The sequence below is a fragment of the Bacillus sp. M13(2017) genome (assembly GCF_002218325.1).
GTDB lineage: Bacteria > Bacillota > Bacilli > Bacillales > Bacillaceae_G > Bacillus_A > Bacillus_A thuringiensis_K.
On the sequence record NZ_KZ268500.1, the window covers coordinates 606,144 to 620,888 of the forward strand.

Sequence of the window (14,745 nt, forward strand, 5' to 3'; positions counted from 1 at the left end):
AAATAAATAACATAAATAATCTATATAAATGTAAACGTTATCAAAAGAGAGAGGTGGAGACAATGAGTAAATTTTTCTTCAATCATAATCCAGCAACAGTAGAGGATGGAAGGCTTGTTAAATATGCTGAAATTATTTATGGAGAAGGTGGCCGTTCTGTATTAGAAAATTTAATGGTGAAGGCATCTATCAGATTGCGTGATCGTTATCCGAATAAATCTGACGAGCAGATCTCGAACCTAGTAAATAAAGGCATCCATGATATGTTTCAAAAATATGTGAGCGAGTAAGAGTGGCCAATGGCTGCTCTTATTTTTTTTTGTATAAGGATTGTAACTCTAGCTGAAAATAAACATGTATTCTGAAAAACGTAAAAAGGAGTGGGAAAGATGAGCAATGGAATTGGACGTTCGAAAGAAAATCTTCCAACTGATGCAAATCATGTGAGCGCGAAGGATCGTGCGTATCAAAAACGCATGGCAAAGCAAAAACAACAAGAGCGTAATGAGGATAGAGAATAACTCGAAATAAAGCTCCTTCTAAAGCAGAAGGAGCTTTATTTTGATAGAAAATGATTCGCGGTAACATAAAAGAGTCCACCGTTAATAATTTGCACTGTAATACGTGGTTCATACTGTTCTTGCAGAGCTTGTTTTTCAATTTCATAGCTCTCAGGAAGTTCGTCACTTTCTTCATAAAAACGGTTTAAAAGGTCTAAATCATGATTCCAACGCACTCTTGCTTCTTTTGCCCACGTATGGTCATCTTCTGCAATTATATTTTTTAAAGCGTCTTCTATGCGTTGTAAACCACTTTGAGGTTTAATGATGGGCGAGAGCGTAAAACAAAAATCAGGTATTTTTGGTGTAAGTTTAATGTTTGTTAATGTTTCATGAAAGTTTGCCATCATTGTTCCAGAAATGAGATGAATACCAATCGAGTGAAGGATGTCTTTTTTTCGATCACATTGATAGGAAACTTTTATATTAATACCGAGCCAAGGGTGGAGCGGTGTATGTGTTGCCCCATTATGTCTTACATCCTCATATAAACGTATGTATGAGCCTAATTCTTTTGTCGTTTGGAAAATTTGATGTAGACGTGGTGAACCGTAGTGAATAAGCTCACCATCATTTTCTTCATTTTCTGGATTTGTAATAAGAGTAAGGCGCATTGGATTCGGTACGCCTCCTGTTTTCTCAAGATAGTGCCAATAAAAAGGGCGATTCATTAATAATTTATCCATCTCAATTGTTAACTGTACATCTAATAAATGAGGAGAACGTTCTAAAATTTCACAGTTATTCGCCTCAAAGAAATTGTATAAGTAATTATGAATTTCATGTTGCTGCATAGCCTTGCACCTCAGCTTCATTTCGTTTCGCAAAGTCGATAATAGATGTTAAGTTTTCCATCTTAATTCTAATTTCACCTTCGCTTTTTGATTGCGCGAAAATTTCTTGAATGTGCGCGTCGATGTTTTTCATATTAATTCTTGTTAAAATTTCATCGAGTTCACCGATAACACGCTCGAATAAGTTGATTTTTTCATATAACAGTTTCAGAATATGTTCTTCAACAGTATGCTTTGTAGCTAAGTTATAAATATGAACATCATTTTTTTGTCCAAGACGGTGAATACGTCCGATTCTTTGCTCAAGACGCATTGGATTCCATGGCAAATCATAATTGATCATATGGCTACAAAACTGTAAGTTAATCCCTTCACCACCAGCTTCAGTTGCAATTAATACTTGTGCGTGGTTTTGGAAAAGCTCCTTCATCCAATCTTTCTTCCCGCGTTTAAACCCGCCGCGGAATGGAACGGAAGAAATACCGTGTTGTTGTAAAAACCATTGTAAGTACATTTGTGACGCTCGATATTCTGTGAAGATAACGACTTTATCGTCAATTTCTTTTATAAGCTCAAGAGCTTTATTTGCTTTTGAGTTGAAAGGAATATGATTAATTTTGTCCATTAGCACATCGATATGTGGATCTTTTATATAATGTTCATTTTCTTTCTGTCTTTTTTCTACATGCTTTTTCAATGAATAGTAAACAGCTTCCCGACTACTACACGCTTCACGTTTTAAAGTTAACGATGAGAAAGCAGATGTGAAGGCGTCTTGTCCTCGCCAATTTTCGATATCATTATATAGAGCTTGTTCTTGTTCATTAAACTCAACAAAAATTGTACGTACATGTCTCTTCGGCCAATCGATACCGGTATTATGTCGTCTATTTCGCACCATTACTTTATTAATGAGAGCTTTTAAGTCTTCATCTGATTCGGCTGAGCGATTTTTGGAAGCGTAATATTCTTCAAAGTTGGATTGATTGCCTAAATGTCCTGGTTTTAATAAAGAAACAAGGTTAAAAATTTCATCAATCTTATTTTGAACAGGAGTAGCGGTTAGTAATAAACAAAACTTCTTTTTTAATCGTTGTGCAAATTCATAGTTTTTTGTTTTATTGTTTTTCAGTTTATGTGCTTCATCGATAATAATAAGGTCATATTCCAAGTTCAACACGATATCGCGATGTGGTGAACGTTTCGCAGTATCAATTGATGATACGATTACGTCAGCTTGTTCCCATGAGTAGCTTTTCTTTTGTGCTACAGCGGGAATGAAAAACTTTGTATTCAGTTCGTATGCCCATTGTGATACGAGAGAAGCTGGGACAAGTATAAGTACCTTTTTCACAAGCCCGCGGACCATGTATTCTTTCAAAATAAGTCCAGCTTCGATTGTTTTTCCAAGGCCTACTTCATCTGCTAGAATCGCTTTACCGTTCATTTGTTCAATCACATTTTGAGCGACTTCTAATTGATGCGGAAGCGGTGTGAAATGGGATAAATGTTTCGGTGCTTGTAGTCCATCAAAAGTAGGAACAAGTAACGATTTTTCTGTTTCATAAGCTAAGTGATATAAATCCCAGTTTGTCCAAGGACCATCTTCGTCAATTCTATTTAAAAAATTGTTTTGCCATGTCCGATCTACGGAAATATCGACATTCATTACAACTCTCCCACCTTTTATAAACTAAAGTAATTATTTTTTAATGTATGATGATTTGCCTTAAAAGAAGGCATAATTATCGTTATTAAAGGCTATATGATAGACAATAATAAAGTATTAAATCTCAAAAGCTGTATTTATTGTGTTTTAACATAAAAAATTCTAAATTATTTTTTATGCTAGAATATTGATGAAATATAGCGAATGATGTTAGGATAATGGTGTGAAATGTGTGGAATCTTTCGTATTTTATCCAAGAAAGTGATTTTTTATTTACGCTTTCATAAAAAAATATAATGAGATTCCGTATATCCTATCTTTTCAGAATGAAAATGTTTAGAAAAGGGAAGCAACTTTTATTGATTTGTCAAAGCATAAGGGGGAGAGAGCATGATTACATTACAACGTACACCGTTATTTGATGTATACGCGAAGTATGGTGGGAAAACAATCGACTTCGGTGGTTGGGAATTACCAGTTCAATTTTCAAGCATTAAAGAAGAACACGAAGCTGTACGTACAGCTGCGGGTTTGTTCGATGTGTCTCATATGGGAGAAGTTGAGGTAAAAGGTGTAGATAGTTTAGCATTTTTACAACGTGTTGTTACAAATGACGTATCTACCTTAAAGGTAGGGGGCGCACAATATACAGCTATGTGCTACGAAAATGGTGGTACAGTAGATGATTTATTAATCTACAAACGTGGTGAAGAAGACTATTTATTAGTAATCAATGCATCAAATATCGAGAAAGATTACGAATGGTTAGCAAGTCATGTAATTGGCGATGCGACAGTAGTCAATGTTTCTAGTGAAGTTGCACAGCTTGCAATTCAAGGACCAAAAGCAGAAGGCATTTTACAAAAAGTTGTGTCAGAAGATTTGAAAGAAATTAAGTTCTTTAAATTTAAAAACGATATTCTTGTAGATGGAATTCCAACACTTGTATCTCGTACAGGTTACACAGGTGAAGATGGATTCGAAATTTATTGTAAGAGTGAAGATGCTGCAAAACTTTGGGAGAAACTTCTTGAAGTTGGAGCAGAAGAGGGCTTAAAAGCATGTGGTTTAGGTGCTCGTGATACACTTCGATTCGAAGCAACATTACCACTTTATGGACAAGAATTATCAAAAGATATTACACCGATTGAGGCTGGAATTGGCTTTGCGGTAAAAACAAATAAAGAAGCAGACTTCTTTGGAAAAGCAACGTTAAAAGAGCAAAAAGAAAACGGTGCGCCTCGTAAATTAGTCGGCATCGAAGTAATCGAACGTGGAATTCCTCGTACGCATTACCCTGTATTTATTGGTGAAGAAAAAATTGGGGAAGTAACGAGTGGTACACAATCTCCAACGTTAAAGAAAAGCATTGGTTTAGCACTAATTGATGTAAAATACGCAGCAGTTGATACAGAAGTAGAAATTGAAATTCGTAATAAACGCGTCAAAGCAGTAGTTGTTCCAACACCATTTTACAAACGTTCAAAGTAACGGGGAGAGGGGTAGATTTCATGTTGCATCGTTATCTTCCAATGACAGAAGAAGACAAAAAAGAAATGTTACAAACGATCGGTGTTCAAACGATCGATGAATTATTCTCTGATATTCCAGAGAGTGTTCGTTTTAAAGGGGATTTAAAAATTAAAGAAGCAAAATCAGAGCCAGAGCTTTTAAAAGAGCTATCTCAAATGGCTAGTAAAAATGCTAACTTAAAAGAATACGCTTCTTTCTTAGGAGCAGGCGTATACGATCATTACGCTCCAGTAATTGTAGATCATGTTATTTCTCGCTCAGAATTTTATACAGCTTACACACCATACCAACCAGAAATTTCACAAGGGGAATTACAAGCAATCTTTGAATTCCAAACAATGATTTGTGAATTAACAGGAATGGATGTAGCAAACTCTTCTATGTATGACGGGGGAACAGCTTTAGCTGAAGCGGCAATGTTAGCAGCTGGCCATACTCGCAAAAAGAAAATTCTTGTATCTAGTGCGGTTCATCCAGAATCAAGAGCAGTACTTGAAACGTATGCAAAAGGTCAAAATCTTGAAGTTGTTGAAATTAATCATAAAGATGGTGTAACAGATTTAGACGTATTACAAAGTGAAGTAGATGATACAGTTGCTTGTGTAATCGTTCAATATCCAAACTTCTTCGGACAAGTTGAAAAATTAGCTGATATTGAAAAAATCGTTCATCAACAAAAATCATTATTTATCGTTTCTTCAAATCCATTATCATTAGGCGCATTAACACCACCAGGGAAATTTGGTGCTGATATTGTAATCGGTGATGCACAACCATTCGGTATTCCAACGCAGTTTGGTGGACCGCACTGTGGTTACTTTGCAACAACGAAAGCATTTATGCGTAAAATTCCAGGACGTCTTGTTGGACAAACTGTAGATTCAGATGGTAAACGTGGATTTGTATTAACGTTACAAGCACGTGAACAGCATATTCGTCGTGATAAAGCGACATCTAACATTTGTTCAAACCAAGCGTTAAATGCATTAGCAGCTTCTGTTGCAATGACGGCACTTGGCAAACAAGGTGTGAAGGAAATGGCACGTCAAAACATTTCTAAAGCACAATATGCCAAACGTCAATTTGAAGCGAAAGGCTTCACAGTAACATTTTCTGGACCATTCTTCAATGAGTTTGTTGTAGATTGCAAACGTCCAGTGAAAGAAGTAAACGATGCATTATTACAAAAGAATATTATCGGCGGTTACGACCTAGGCCGTGATTATAAAGAGCATGAAAACCATATGCTTGTAGCAGTAACTGAGCTTCGAACAAAAGAGGAAATTGACACACTTGTAAACGAAATGGGGGCTATCCAATGAAGAACCAAGACCAAGCACTTATCTTTGAAGTGAGTAAAGAAGGACGCATAGGATATAGCCTACCAAAATTAGATGTAGAAGAAGTGAAACTAGAAGATGTATTTGAGAGCGATTATATTCGAGTAGAAGATGCGGAGCTACCAGAAGTATCTGAACTTGATATTATGCGCCATTATACAGCACTTTCAAACCGTAACCACGGTGTTGATTCTGGATTCTATCCACTTGGATCTTGTACGATGAAATATAATCCGAAAATTAATGAGAATGTAGCTCGTTTCGCAGGATTTGCAAATATTCATCCACTGCAAGATGAAAAGACAGTACAAGGTGCAATGGAATTAATGTACGACTTACAAGAGCATTTAATTGAAATTACAGGTATGGATACTGTTACATTACAACCAGCAGCTGGTGCACACGGAGAATGGACAGGGTTAATGTTAATTCGTGCATACCATGAAGCAAATGGTGATTTTAACCGTACGAAAGTAATTGTTCCTGACTCTGCTCACGGAACGAATCCAGCATCTGCAACTGTAGCTGGTTTTGAAACAATTACAGTAAAATCAAATGAACATGGTCTTGTTGACTTAGAAGATTTAAAACGTGTTGTAAACGAAGAAACAGCAGCACTTATGTTAACAAATCCTAATACATTAGGTCTATTCGAAGAAAATATTTTAGAAATGGCAGAAATCGTCCATAATGCAGGCGGTAAATTATACTATGATGGTGCAAACTTAAATGCGGTATTAAGCCAAGCACGCCCAGGAGATATGGGATTTGACGTTGTGCATTTAAACCTTCATAAAACATTTACAGGTCCTCACGGCGGTGGTGGCCCAGGTTCTGGTCCAGTAGGTGTGAAAGCTGATTTAATTCCGTACTTACCAAAACCGATTTTAGAGAAAACGGAAAATGGTTATCACTTCAACTACGACCGCCCAGAAGCAATTGGTCGTGTGAAACCATTCTATGGTAACTTCGGAATTAACGTTCGTGCATACACGTATATTCGCTCTATGGGTCCAGATGGCTTGCGTGCAGTAACTGAGTATGCTGTATTAAATGCGAACTATATGATGAGAAGATTAGCACCATTCTACGATCTTCCATTCGATAGACATTGTAAGCATGAATTTGTATTATCAGGTCGTCGTCAAAAGAAACTTGGTGTACGTACATTAGATATTGCAAAACGTCTGCTTGATTTCGGTTACCATCCACCAACAATTTACTTCCCATTAAATGTGGAAGAATGTATTATGATTGAGCCGACAGAAACAGAATCAAAAGAAACATTAGATGGTTTCATTGATAAGATGATTCAAATCGCTAAAGAAGTAGAAGAAAATCCAGAAGTTGTACAAGAAGCACCGCATACGACAGTCATTAAACGTTTAGACGAAACGATGGCTGCACGTAAACCAGTTTTACGTTATGAAAAGCCAGCTCCTGTACAAGTTTGATTAGAATAACAAAGGAAGAACTCGCTATATGCGAGTTCTTTTTTTGTATGGAGAATTTGTCCCGCATTAACGGACAGTAAACTCCCAACTCAAAACTTAGCTGGTGCAAAGAAGTCAGGTGGGAGATAAACTGTCCGTAAATGCCCGATTGGTTCAACTAATAATCAGTGGGGATGAACAAAAATTCCCACTGATTAAAGTTTCACTTTATGCAGAAATAGTGAAGAAAATGTTGAAAAATTATATTTTTTCTTTCCTAATGGTGTAAAGATGTAGTTTTATAGGTAGTTTTGTTGAAAAAGTCGGTTTGATAAAAGTATTTATTTTTGTTAGAATTTTATTGAAATTAAGAAGGTGTGATGAGGCAAAGATTACTCATTTTTATGTATATGTGAAAAAACGAGCAAGACGGGGGTGAAAGTGTGGGATATCGATGTTATAGAATGGTATACCATTTAGAAAATGGAGAAACAATTAAAGATGTAAAAGAATTTTGCTATCGAGACCAAGGAAAAGTGTTAGAAAGAGTAGCAAATCGTGTAATGGATAATAGAGAAGTGACGGCGATTGATAAACAAGGAACAATCATTTCAATAGCATGTGAGGATATTGTAAAGGTGGAACTTGATTACATAACAGAAAGTTAACCTTGAGTCATATCGAATTATTCGATAAAATAAACTGTTGAATGGTGAAGTGAGAAGAGAGGAGTTTATCATGGGTAGTACAAGACACTTTTATATGTTTATCTTAGCGTTTGTTCTTGTTGTGGCATTAACGGTTTACTTAATCGTTGACAGCAGCTGGTACAACACGGTTCATCCGGCATTCCTTCTGTTTATGTATATAGGAATTGCAGTAGTAAGTTTCGGAATGAGAGACGAGATGTTAGATCGCTTTGAAAAGTGATACATATACGAAAGACCAACAGGGCAATGTTGGTCTTTTTTTCTTGCCAAAAATAGGATGGTGTGTATATACTGTATATATAAGGTATATACAGTATATACACACTGGAGGAAAACATGAATATTATTATTTCGAATTCTTCCCAAGACCCTATTTATGTACAAATAAGAAAACAATTAAGCCAGCTTATTTTAAATGGTGGTTTAAAGGGTGGAGACCAATTACCGTCTATTCGTAGCTTAGCGAAGGAATTACAAATTAGTGTAATTACAACGAAGCGTGCGTACGAGGAGCTTGAAAAAGAAGGATATATAGAAACTGTTGCTGGGAAGGGGACTTATGTTTCACGTAAAAATAATGAACTACTAAAAGAACAAAGGCTTCGTCTATTGGAAAGTAAAGCGGAAGAGGTTGTAAATGAAAGTAAAGCGTTGCAGCTTTCACTTGAAGATTTACAGCAGATGATTGCGTGTTTATATGAGGGGGAATAAAGGGTGTTAGAGCTAAAAAACGTTTGTAAAAGTTATGAAGATTTCGCAGTGGAAAATATAAGTTTTACACTGCCACGCGGATATATTATGGGGTTTGTCGGACCGAATGGGGCCGGAAAAAGTACGACGATCAAAATGATTATGAATTTAATTAGAAAAGATAGCGGCTATATAAAAATTTTTGGCAAAGACAATAAGAAAGCCGGAAAGGACATAAAACAAAATATCGGCTTTGTATATGATGAAAATCATTATTACGAAGATTTAACGTGTGAACAAATGAAACGTATTATTGCACCGTTATATAAAAAGTGGGACGAAAATCAATACCAATCGTATATGCACAGATTACAAGTTCCAAAGTATAAAAAAATTAAAGAGCTATCTAAAGGGATGAAAATGAAGTTTGCGATTGCAATCGCGCTTTCACATCATGCTGAATTCATTATTATGGATGAACCGACAGCAGGATTAGATCCAGTTGTCCGAAGTGAATTACTTGATATGTTGCAAGAAATTGTAATGGAAGATGAAGTATCTGTATTATTCTCAACACACATTACAACAGACTTAGAGCGCATTGCAGATTATATTACGTTCATCAATGATGGAGAGATTATATTTACTGGTGAAAAAGATGAATTAATGGAGAACTACGTAATCGTAAAGGGAAGCAATGATTTATTAGATCAAGAAGGAAAAGAACTATTTGTTGGATTACGAAAAAATAAATTTGGTTTTGAAGGTTTAGCGAAGGATAAACAAGCAATTATCGATTGGTTTGGAAATGAGGTTGTAATAGAAAAGCCTACATTAGACGATATCATCGTTTACACTGCGAAAGGGAGAGGTGCCTATGCGTCAGCTCGTATATAAAGATTTGTTCTTTTTTCGGGTTATGTGGTTAGTGAATTTTGTTATGCCCCTTTTGTTCTTTATGTTAGATGCAAGTGGTGAATTGTTATTTCCAATGAGTTGTCTATTTATAACCTTTTCATCGGTTATGACGTTAACCGTTATGGATGAAAGAAATAAAAGTGACATTGTTATAAATAGTTTACCGGTAAGTCGAAAGGAAATCATAATTGCTAGATATATTTCCTGTGCAATATTCATTGTAGGTGGCATGATCTCTACGATGTTAGTTGTTTTTCTTATAAGAGGTATTGTGATTATTAGTGATATCGGTGTATATCATACTAATCTATACATTGAAATTCCATGGTATGAAGTCATAAATGGAGCTGTTTATGCCACATTTTTTGTTGTCACGTTTTTTCCTAGTTATTATGGTACAAAATCGAAGGTAGTAAGAAGTATAGTATCAGCAGCATCAATAGGAGTGGGTGTAATTCTTTGGATATTTATTAGTGATGGACTGAATGAAACAACATCTTCATTCAGTGAGTGGATTATGAATCCAGTACATATTGGTGTATTTATAGTTGGAGGAATGATATTAGCTAGTGTCTATATCGCTTCTATGTTTCTTACAATTAAAATTTATGAAACGTGTGATTTATAGAGAGGAGAGTTCATATGCAACAGTTGATTTTGAAGGAGTTTTTCTTACAGAAGAAGATGTTTCCTTTCTATTTTTTAATACCCATTTTATCTATTTTTAAGAATTCCGTCGAACCAATGGGGATTGCAATAGGATTATTTATAACATGTAGTACGATTATATATATTTCTTTTTATTATGACGAGAAAAGTAAGGCAGAAAAAGTATTAGTGAGTTTGCCTATAACGAGAAAAGAGATAATTATAGCTAAATATATTTCAAGTACATTATTTATTATGGCTGGTTTGAGTGTAACTTTTATAGTCGTAATATTAGGAAATATTTTATTGAACAGAGATATAGTTATGCCTGGATATGCAATATTTTCAGCAATAGTAGCAACTTTGATTTATTGTGCAGTAACGATACCGACTAATTACATTGGGGGATATAAAGCTATTACTGTCTTGAATTTGATTATGCTTTTTCCTTTAATGGGTATGATTGGTCTTATGTGCAATATTTTTGGTGATAAAACAATTATGTTAAAAGTACTTCACTCTCAAGAGGCTACACAAGCAATGGGTGTTCTTGGTATCGGAGTGTTAGTAAGTATAGTCATATCAATGTTTCTCTCAATGAAAATGTTTCAGGAGGCAGAGTTATAGAAGGGACATTTTCATATTAGGAGGGGTAATACATGATCAAGCCACTAATTTTAAAAGATTTCATCATTCAATGGAAATTTTTAATTTGGTACATATTGTATCCTGTTTTCTTTTATATGGCCTTAACAGATACGGAAAATTTGTTCATCATTATGTCAGTAATTATTACAATTGGGGCAACAGTAAAAACATTTGAAGCAGATAGTAAAAATGAGAGTGAAGTTATAGTAAATAGTTTACCAATATTGAGAAAACAAATTGTGTATGCGAAATATATAGTAGCAATTATTATTCTTTTTATAAGTGTAACGGTCGGTTGTTTCACGATGGGAATGAAGAGCGGGGTTAACTTATTTGAATTTATTGAAACGACAATGGTTGCTAGTATTAGCTTTATTTTATTGTATTTAAGTTTTGTTTTACCAATATCCTTTTGGCTAGGGTATAAGAAAACCATTTTCATTACGATAGTAATATTCATGGCACCGATAGTTGTTTTAGAAGCTTTGTTTCAAATTAACTTAGAACAAATTCAACTATACAACAGCTTGTTATTCATTAGTTCAATGTGCATGTTCATAGCATCTATCTTTGTTTCAGTAAAAATATATGAAAAAAGAGAATTTTAAAAGGTGCCCTATAAAAGGCACCTTCTTCAATAACGACAATACGAGAGCAGTAGTTTATAAAAAGAAACGCTATTTGGCACATCTTTCGGAGTATGTAATATAAAGCTGAAAACGATAACGAGAATAAGAAAGAGGAAAAATAAAAATAGGATTTGCTTATGTATAGAATTTTGCATATTATTCACTCCTTTTTTAGGTAGTATGTCCAAAAGAAAGGAGTGTATGAAAAATTTTAGGAGGGGAGAATGATGGACAAAAGAAAATGTTTATATAGAATAGGGGTACTTTTCGTTTCAATCGGTCTCATATTAGCAAATTTTTATTCAGACATACCATCACCGTTTCCTAATTTGCATAAAGCAATTGGTATAAGTATTGTTATAATTGGTCTGTTTTGTCTTATCACATCTAACTTCTACAGAAAGTCTGAATGAATATAAAAAAGGACAGTTATTCTTTTTCAGAAGTACTGTCCTTTTTTAATAACTTATTCCATAGTTTGGCGATACTCCATATAATGACGATTGCAATGGAGGCGATAATGGACCAAACAATCGATATAATTTCAAGTGTCATGTTAGGAAGGAATGTGAGAATGGATAATACTTTATGAAACAATGATTCTATTATATGAAAACTTATTTGTAATAGAATGACGATACCAAGTGTGATCCATGCTAATATTTTCTTTCCTTTTTCTTTCCACATGACATTCACCTCACGTTAGCTTAATAGTTTTAAGCCAACAGCGCCGCATAGAATGCAGCTTAAGAAAGCAAGACGACGCCAATCCGCTGATTCTCGGAAAATGAGAATGCCTAGAAGTGCACTTCCGGCAGTTCCGATTCCAGTCCAAATCGCGTAAGCAGTTCCCATCGGTAATGTGTTCATCGCAAGGGATAAGAAGAAGAAGCTTACACCGAAGTTAGCGATTAAGATAACTTTTGGTGCCCAGCCTTTCTTTTCAGTGGCTACTTTCATAAAGAGTACACCAATAATTTCACAAATACCAGCTAGAATTAAAAATACCCAAGCCATTTTATGCGGCCTCCTTCGCTTCTTTTTCTTCTGTTACTCGTTTTAAACCAATTACTCCGAAGAAGATTAAACCGATTAATAAAACTTTTACGATAGAGAAAGGTTCTCCGAAAACGAAAATCTCAGTAAGAACGATTCCACCAGCTCCAATACCTGTAAAGACTGCGTATACAGTGCCGACAGGTAAATCTTTATAAGCTCTAAATAATAAGACGAAACTAATTGTAATTAATAGAGCAACACCAGCCCATTGAAGTGGTGCTTCCGCGTGTTTTAATCCAATCACCCAAAAGATTTCAATAATACCAGCTAAGATTACATAAATCCATGCCATTTTTCATTTCTCCTTCCTACCAGTCGTTAGGTAAAGGGCTTAAAAACGACGCATTGCAAAGGAGCAATCCGTCAGTTTGAAAGGCCTCGCCAAAATACTTGCCAAGAGGCGTTTAAACGAGTCTCAAAGCGATTTAAACCTGCGAATAGTAGTTCAACCATAAGTCCGTCCAGTAAGCATAGAAAAGCTTCTAGAGCGTCTTTCACTTCAATGTTATGCAGTTCACTTTGCTCGTTTGCCTGTTTAAATATAGGGAATAAAAGTTTTCCGACGTTTTCAATGTGCGCATTCGCTTTTTCGATAATTTGTTCGCGAAATGCATCAGGCGGAAAATAAGAAGTTCGTAACCAAAACATTGATTCTTCACTTTCACCAAATCGTTTTGCGTAGCCCTTTAGTAATTGTAAGAGCAATTCTTCAGTAGACGAATTTGAAAATTTTTCGATATCTTCAGTGAAGCTTTGTAAATCTTTTTGAAGAGCGGATTCTAAGCATATAAAATATAGCTCTTCTTTTCCTTTAAAGTGTGCGTAAATCGATGGCTTTTTAATCCCAACTTCTTGAGCAATATTTGCTAATGAAGTTCCTTCGTAGCCGTAGCGTGCGAAATGAGAAAGTGCTACAGCTTTAATGCGGTTTGCTGTCATTTTCATCCCCTACCTACCGTTCGTTAGGTTCATTATATGAGATGGAAAATATAAAGTCAATAGGTGAAAAGCTGAAAAAGAGCGTTATAGGTAACGCTCTTTTTAGACAGTCTCTCGCTCAATTAAATGGAATGAAAGCTCTTTTGCACTGCCGACAATTTGCTCGCTTTGGATCTGCTTATGGAATAAAGAAAAAGCATGTGAGCCCATTGCGAGACCGGGATGTTCAATTGTGGAAATTTCTAATGCCTTTGAAATTTCATGATTATCAAACCCAAGGATAGCAAGGTCTTCAGGTACTCGAATGCCATGTTTTCGAGCCTCTGTTAATAAACCAGCTGCAACTTGATCGTTCGCTGTAAAAATAGCAGTTGGACGATTTTTCATGTTTACAATACGATGGAGTACTTGTGCACCATCCTGCATTGTATAGCATTGGTGGAAAATCCATTCAGGATGCAACGTTTTCCCTTCGTTACGAAGTGTATCGGCGAATGCTTTTTCGCGCTCCATGGAATTTACACTTGTTTTTCTTGCTAAACAAATTCCGATTTTTTCATGGCCTCTACTTAGTAAATAGGCAGTACCGAGACGGAAACCTTCATAATGATCTACGTAGATGGATGAAATGAGGGGATGCTTCATTTTTTCACATGAAATAATAGGGGCAAATTTTGCAAAAGGTTCGATTTGTTCCCAAGAGCTCGTTCGGGAGCAAATAATCATCCCATCAAATTGTTTCATTTTCATCATTTCAAGAACACGAATTTCTTCAATGCTATCGTAATTCGTTTGACATAAATTAATATGATACCCAGCTAATAACGCTTCGTTTCCGATTCCTTCAATAATCGTACTGAAGTAGGGGAGGTTAATGAAAGGAAGCATAACGCCAATTGTATATGTTTTCCCTTTTATTAAATGGACAGCATTTATATTTTTTGCGTAGTTTAATTCTTCAACAGCATCTAGAACACGCTTACGCTTTTCTTCTTTTACGTAAGGGTGATTATTCAGGACACGAGAAACAGTTGATATCGATACACCAGCAGTTTTAGCAATTTGTTTTATATTGGCCATATGTATCACCTCTTTCCCTTATTATAAAGGGAAAATAATAAGAAAGAAAAAATCTTGACCTGAAAAGCTTTTCACAAACTATGGTATTAATAAGA

At 35.4% G+C, this 14,745-nt stretch carries 20 protein-coding genes; 13 read left to right on the forward strand and 7 right to left on the reverse strand.

Annotated elements, in window-relative coordinates:
- Positions 1-62: 62 nt before the first annotated feature.
- Both CGQ22_RS03460 and CGQ22_RS32325 read left to right on the forward strand, forming a co-directional pair.
- Positions 63-290: a hypothetical protein gene (locus tag CGQ22_RS03460; protein ID WP_000032702.1), complete on the forward strand. Its 228-nt coding sequence runs from the start codon at positions 63-65 to the stop codon at positions 288-290.
- A gap of 99 nt (positions 291-389) precedes the next feature.
- Complete coding sequence (locus CGQ22_RS32325) at positions 390-521, forward strand: hypothetical protein (protein WP_000064668.1); 132 nt, start codon at positions 390-392, stop codon at positions 519-521.
- 35 nt (positions 522-556) lie between these two features.
- Here the strand turns inward: CGQ22_RS32325 and CGQ22_RS03470 are convergent, their stop codons facing one another.
- Positions 557-1,354, reverse strand: a complete 798-nt coding sequence (locus CGQ22_RS03470) for a YqhG family protein (RefSeq protein WP_001183964.1) — start codon at positions 1,352-1,354, stop codon at positions 557-559.
- On the reverse strand, positions 1,341-3,023 hold the full coding sequence (locus CGQ22_RS03475) for a DEAD/DEAH box helicase (protein WP_001100037.1): 1,683 nt from the start codon (positions 3,021-3,023) through the stop codon (positions 1,341-1,343). The genes CGQ22_RS03470 and CGQ22_RS03475 overlap by 14 nt, the downstream gene beginning before the upstream one ends.
- Before the next feature lie 390 nt (positions 3,024-3,413).
- Between CGQ22_RS03475 and gcvT the strand changes: the two genes are divergently transcribed.
- From gcvT to CGQ22_RS03540, 11 genes are all read left to right on the forward strand, one after another.
- A complete protein-coding gene (gcvT, locus tag CGQ22_RS03480; RefSeq protein WP_000631774.1) occupies positions 3,414-4,514 on the forward strand; it encodes a glycine cleavage system aminomethyltransferase GcvT in 1,101 nt (366 codons plus the stop codon).
- 20 nt (positions 4,515-4,534) lie between these two features.
- A complete protein-coding gene (gene gcvPA / locus CGQ22_RS03485; RefSeq protein ID WP_000903242.1) occupies positions 4,535-5,878 on the forward strand; it encodes an aminomethyl-transferring glycine dehydrogenase subunit 1 in 1,344 nt (447 codons plus the stop codon).
- Positions 5,875-7,350, forward strand: a complete 1,476-nt coding sequence (gcvPB, locus tag CGQ22_RS03490; RefSeq protein ID WP_000795690.1) for an aminomethyl-transferring glycine dehydrogenase subunit 2 — start codon at positions 5,875-5,877, stop codon at positions 7,348-7,350. The genes gcvPA and gcvPB overlap by 4 nt, the downstream gene beginning before the upstream one ends.
- A 443-nt stretch (positions 7,351-7,793) precedes the next feature.
- Positions 7,794-7,997 carry a DUF3929 family protein gene (locus tag CGQ22_RS03500; protein WP_000262496.1) on the forward strand — a complete coding sequence of 68 codons (204 nt, stop codon included), beginning with the start codon at positions 7,794-7,796 and terminating at the stop codon, positions 7,995-7,997.
- Positions 7,998-8,067: 70 nt separating this feature from the next.
- Positions 8,068-8,259: a hypothetical protein gene (locus CGQ22_RS03505; RefSeq protein WP_000535936.1), complete on the forward strand. Its 192-nt coding sequence runs from the start codon at positions 8,068-8,070 to the stop codon at positions 8,257-8,259.
- Positions 8,260-8,375: 116 nt separating this feature from the next.
- Positions 8,376-8,750 (forward strand): GntR family transcriptional regulator, encoded by a 375-nt coding sequence (locus tag CGQ22_RS03510; protein WP_001021358.1) that lies wholly within the window; start codon positions 8,376-8,378, stop codon positions 8,748-8,750.
- Between the two features lie 3 nt (positions 8,751-8,753).
- Positions 8,754-9,626, forward strand: a complete 873-nt coding sequence (locus tag CGQ22_RS03515) for an ABC transporter ATP-binding protein (RefSeq protein ID WP_000891284.1) — start codon at positions 8,754-8,756, stop codon at positions 9,624-9,626.
- Complete coding sequence (locus tag CGQ22_RS03520) at positions 9,607-10,275, forward strand: ABC-2 transporter permease (RefSeq protein WP_001249561.1); 669 nt, start codon at positions 9,607-9,609, stop codon at positions 10,273-10,275. Before CGQ22_RS03515 ends, CGQ22_RS03520 begins: the two co-directional genes overlap by 20 nt.
- Positions 10,276-10,289: 14 nt before the next feature.
- Entirely contained in the window at positions 10,290-10,922 is a 633-nt protein-coding gene (locus CGQ22_RS03525; RefSeq protein WP_001186559.1) for an ABC-2 transporter permease, read from the forward strand.
- 35 nt (positions 10,923-10,957) lie between these two features.
- Positions 10,958-11,551: an ABC-2 transporter permease gene (locus CGQ22_RS03530; RefSeq protein ID WP_074593489.1), complete on the forward strand. Its 594-nt coding sequence runs from the start codon at positions 10,958-10,960 to the stop codon at positions 11,549-11,551.
- A gap of 245 nt (positions 11,552-11,796) precedes the next feature.
- A complete protein-coding gene (locus CGQ22_RS03540; protein ID WP_002164179.1) occupies positions 11,797-11,985 on the forward strand; it encodes a hypothetical protein in 189 nt (62 codons plus the stop codon).
- A 16-nt stretch (positions 11,986-12,001) separates the two neighbouring features.
- Here CGQ22_RS03540 and CGQ22_RS03545 read toward each other — a convergent pair whose 3' ends face one another.
- The 5 genes from CGQ22_RS03545 to CGQ22_RS03565 form a co-directional block, all read right to left on the reverse strand.
- On the reverse strand, positions 12,002-12,259 hold the full coding sequence (locus CGQ22_RS03545; RefSeq protein ID WP_000265370.1) for a DUF3975 family protein: 258 nt from the start codon (positions 12,257-12,259) through the stop codon (positions 12,002-12,004).
- Between the two features lie 15 nt (positions 12,260-12,274).
- Complete coding sequence (locus CGQ22_RS03550; protein ID WP_000312623.1) at positions 12,275-12,589, reverse strand: DMT family transporter; 315 nt, start codon at positions 12,587-12,589, stop codon at positions 12,275-12,277.
- Position 12,590: 1 nt separating this feature from the next.
- Positions 12,591-12,923, reverse strand: a complete 333-nt coding sequence (locus tag CGQ22_RS03555; protein WP_000312354.1) for a DMT family transporter — start codon at positions 12,921-12,923, stop codon at positions 12,591-12,593.
- Between the two features lie 71 nt (positions 12,924-12,994).
- The gene (locus CGQ22_RS03560; protein WP_002164178.1) at positions 12,995-13,576 is read right to left on the reverse strand and encodes a TetR/AcrR family transcriptional regulator; all 582 of its coding nucleotides are present in this window, start codon (positions 13,574-13,576) and stop codon (positions 12,995-12,997) included.
- A gap of 96 nt (positions 13,577-13,672) precedes the next feature.
- Complete coding sequence (locus CGQ22_RS03565) at positions 13,673-14,650, reverse strand: LacI family DNA-binding transcriptional regulator (protein ID WP_001273977.1); 978 nt, start codon at positions 14,648-14,650, stop codon at positions 13,673-13,675.
- Between the last annotated feature and the right edge of the window lie 95 nt (positions 14,651-14,745).

Coding starts and splice junctions, on each gene's coding strand:
- CGQ22_RS03460 (WP_000032702.1), top strand. CDS start 63: ATGAGTAAATTTTTCTTCAATCATAATCCAGCAACAGTAGAGGATGGA.
- CGQ22_RS32325 (WP_000064668.1), top strand. CDS start 390: ATGAGCAATGGAATTGGACGTTCGAAAGAAAATCTTCCAACTGATGCA.
- CGQ22_RS03470 (WP_001183964.1), bottom strand. CDS start 1,354: ATGCAGCAACATGAAATTCATAATTACTTATACAATTTCTTTGAGGCG.
- CGQ22_RS03475 (WP_001100037.1), bottom strand. CDS start 3,023: ATGAATGTCGATATTTCCGTAGATCGGACATGGCAAAACAATTTTTTA.
- gcvT (WP_000631774.1), top strand. CDS start 3,414: ATGATTACATTACAACGTACACCGTTATTTGATGTATACGCGAAGTAT.
- gcvPA (WP_000903242.1), top strand. CDS start 4,535: ATGTTGCATCGTTATCTTCCAATGACAGAAGAAGACAAAAAAGAAATG.
- gcvPB (WP_000795690.1), top strand. CDS start 5,875: ATGAAGAACCAAGACCAAGCACTTATCTTTGAAGTGAGTAAAGAAGGA.
- CGQ22_RS03500 (WP_000262496.1), top strand. CDS start 7,794: ATGGTATACCATTTAGAAAATGGAGAAACAATTAAAGATGTAAAAGAA.
- CGQ22_RS03505 (WP_000535936.1), top strand. CDS start 8,068: ATGGGTAGTACAAGACACTTTTATATGTTTATCTTAGCGTTTGTTCTT.
- CGQ22_RS03510 (WP_001021358.1), top strand. CDS start 8,376: ATGAATATTATTATTTCGAATTCTTCCCAAGACCCTATTTATGTACAA.
- CGQ22_RS03520 (WP_001249561.1), top strand. CDS start 9,607: ATGCGTCAGCTCGTATATAAAGATTTGTTCTTTTTTCGGGTTATGTGG.
- CGQ22_RS03525 (WP_001186559.1), top strand. CDS start 10,290: ATGCAACAGTTGATTTTGAAGGAGTTTTTCTTACAGAAGAAGATGTTT.
- CGQ22_RS03540 (WP_002164179.1), top strand. CDS start 11,797: ATGATGGACAAAAGAAAATGTTTATATAGAATAGGGGTACTTTTCGTT.
- CGQ22_RS03545 (WP_000265370.1), bottom strand. CDS start 12,259: ATGTGGAAAGAAAAAGGAAAGAAAATATTAGCATGGATCACACTTGGT.
- CGQ22_RS03550 (WP_000312623.1), bottom strand. CDS start 12,589: ATGGCTTGGGTATTTTTAATTCTAGCTGGTATTTGTGAAATTATTGGT.
- CGQ22_RS03555 (WP_000312354.1), bottom strand. CDS start 12,923: ATGGCATGGATTTATGTAATCTTAGCTGGTATTATTGAAATCTTTTGG.
- CGQ22_RS03560 (WP_002164178.1), bottom strand. CDS start 13,576: ATGAAAATGACAGCAAACCGCATTAAAGCTGTAGCACTTTCTCATTTC.
- CGQ22_RS03565 (WP_001273977.1), bottom strand. CDS start 14,650: ATGGCCAATATAAAACAAATTGCTAAAACTGCTGGTGTATCGATATCA.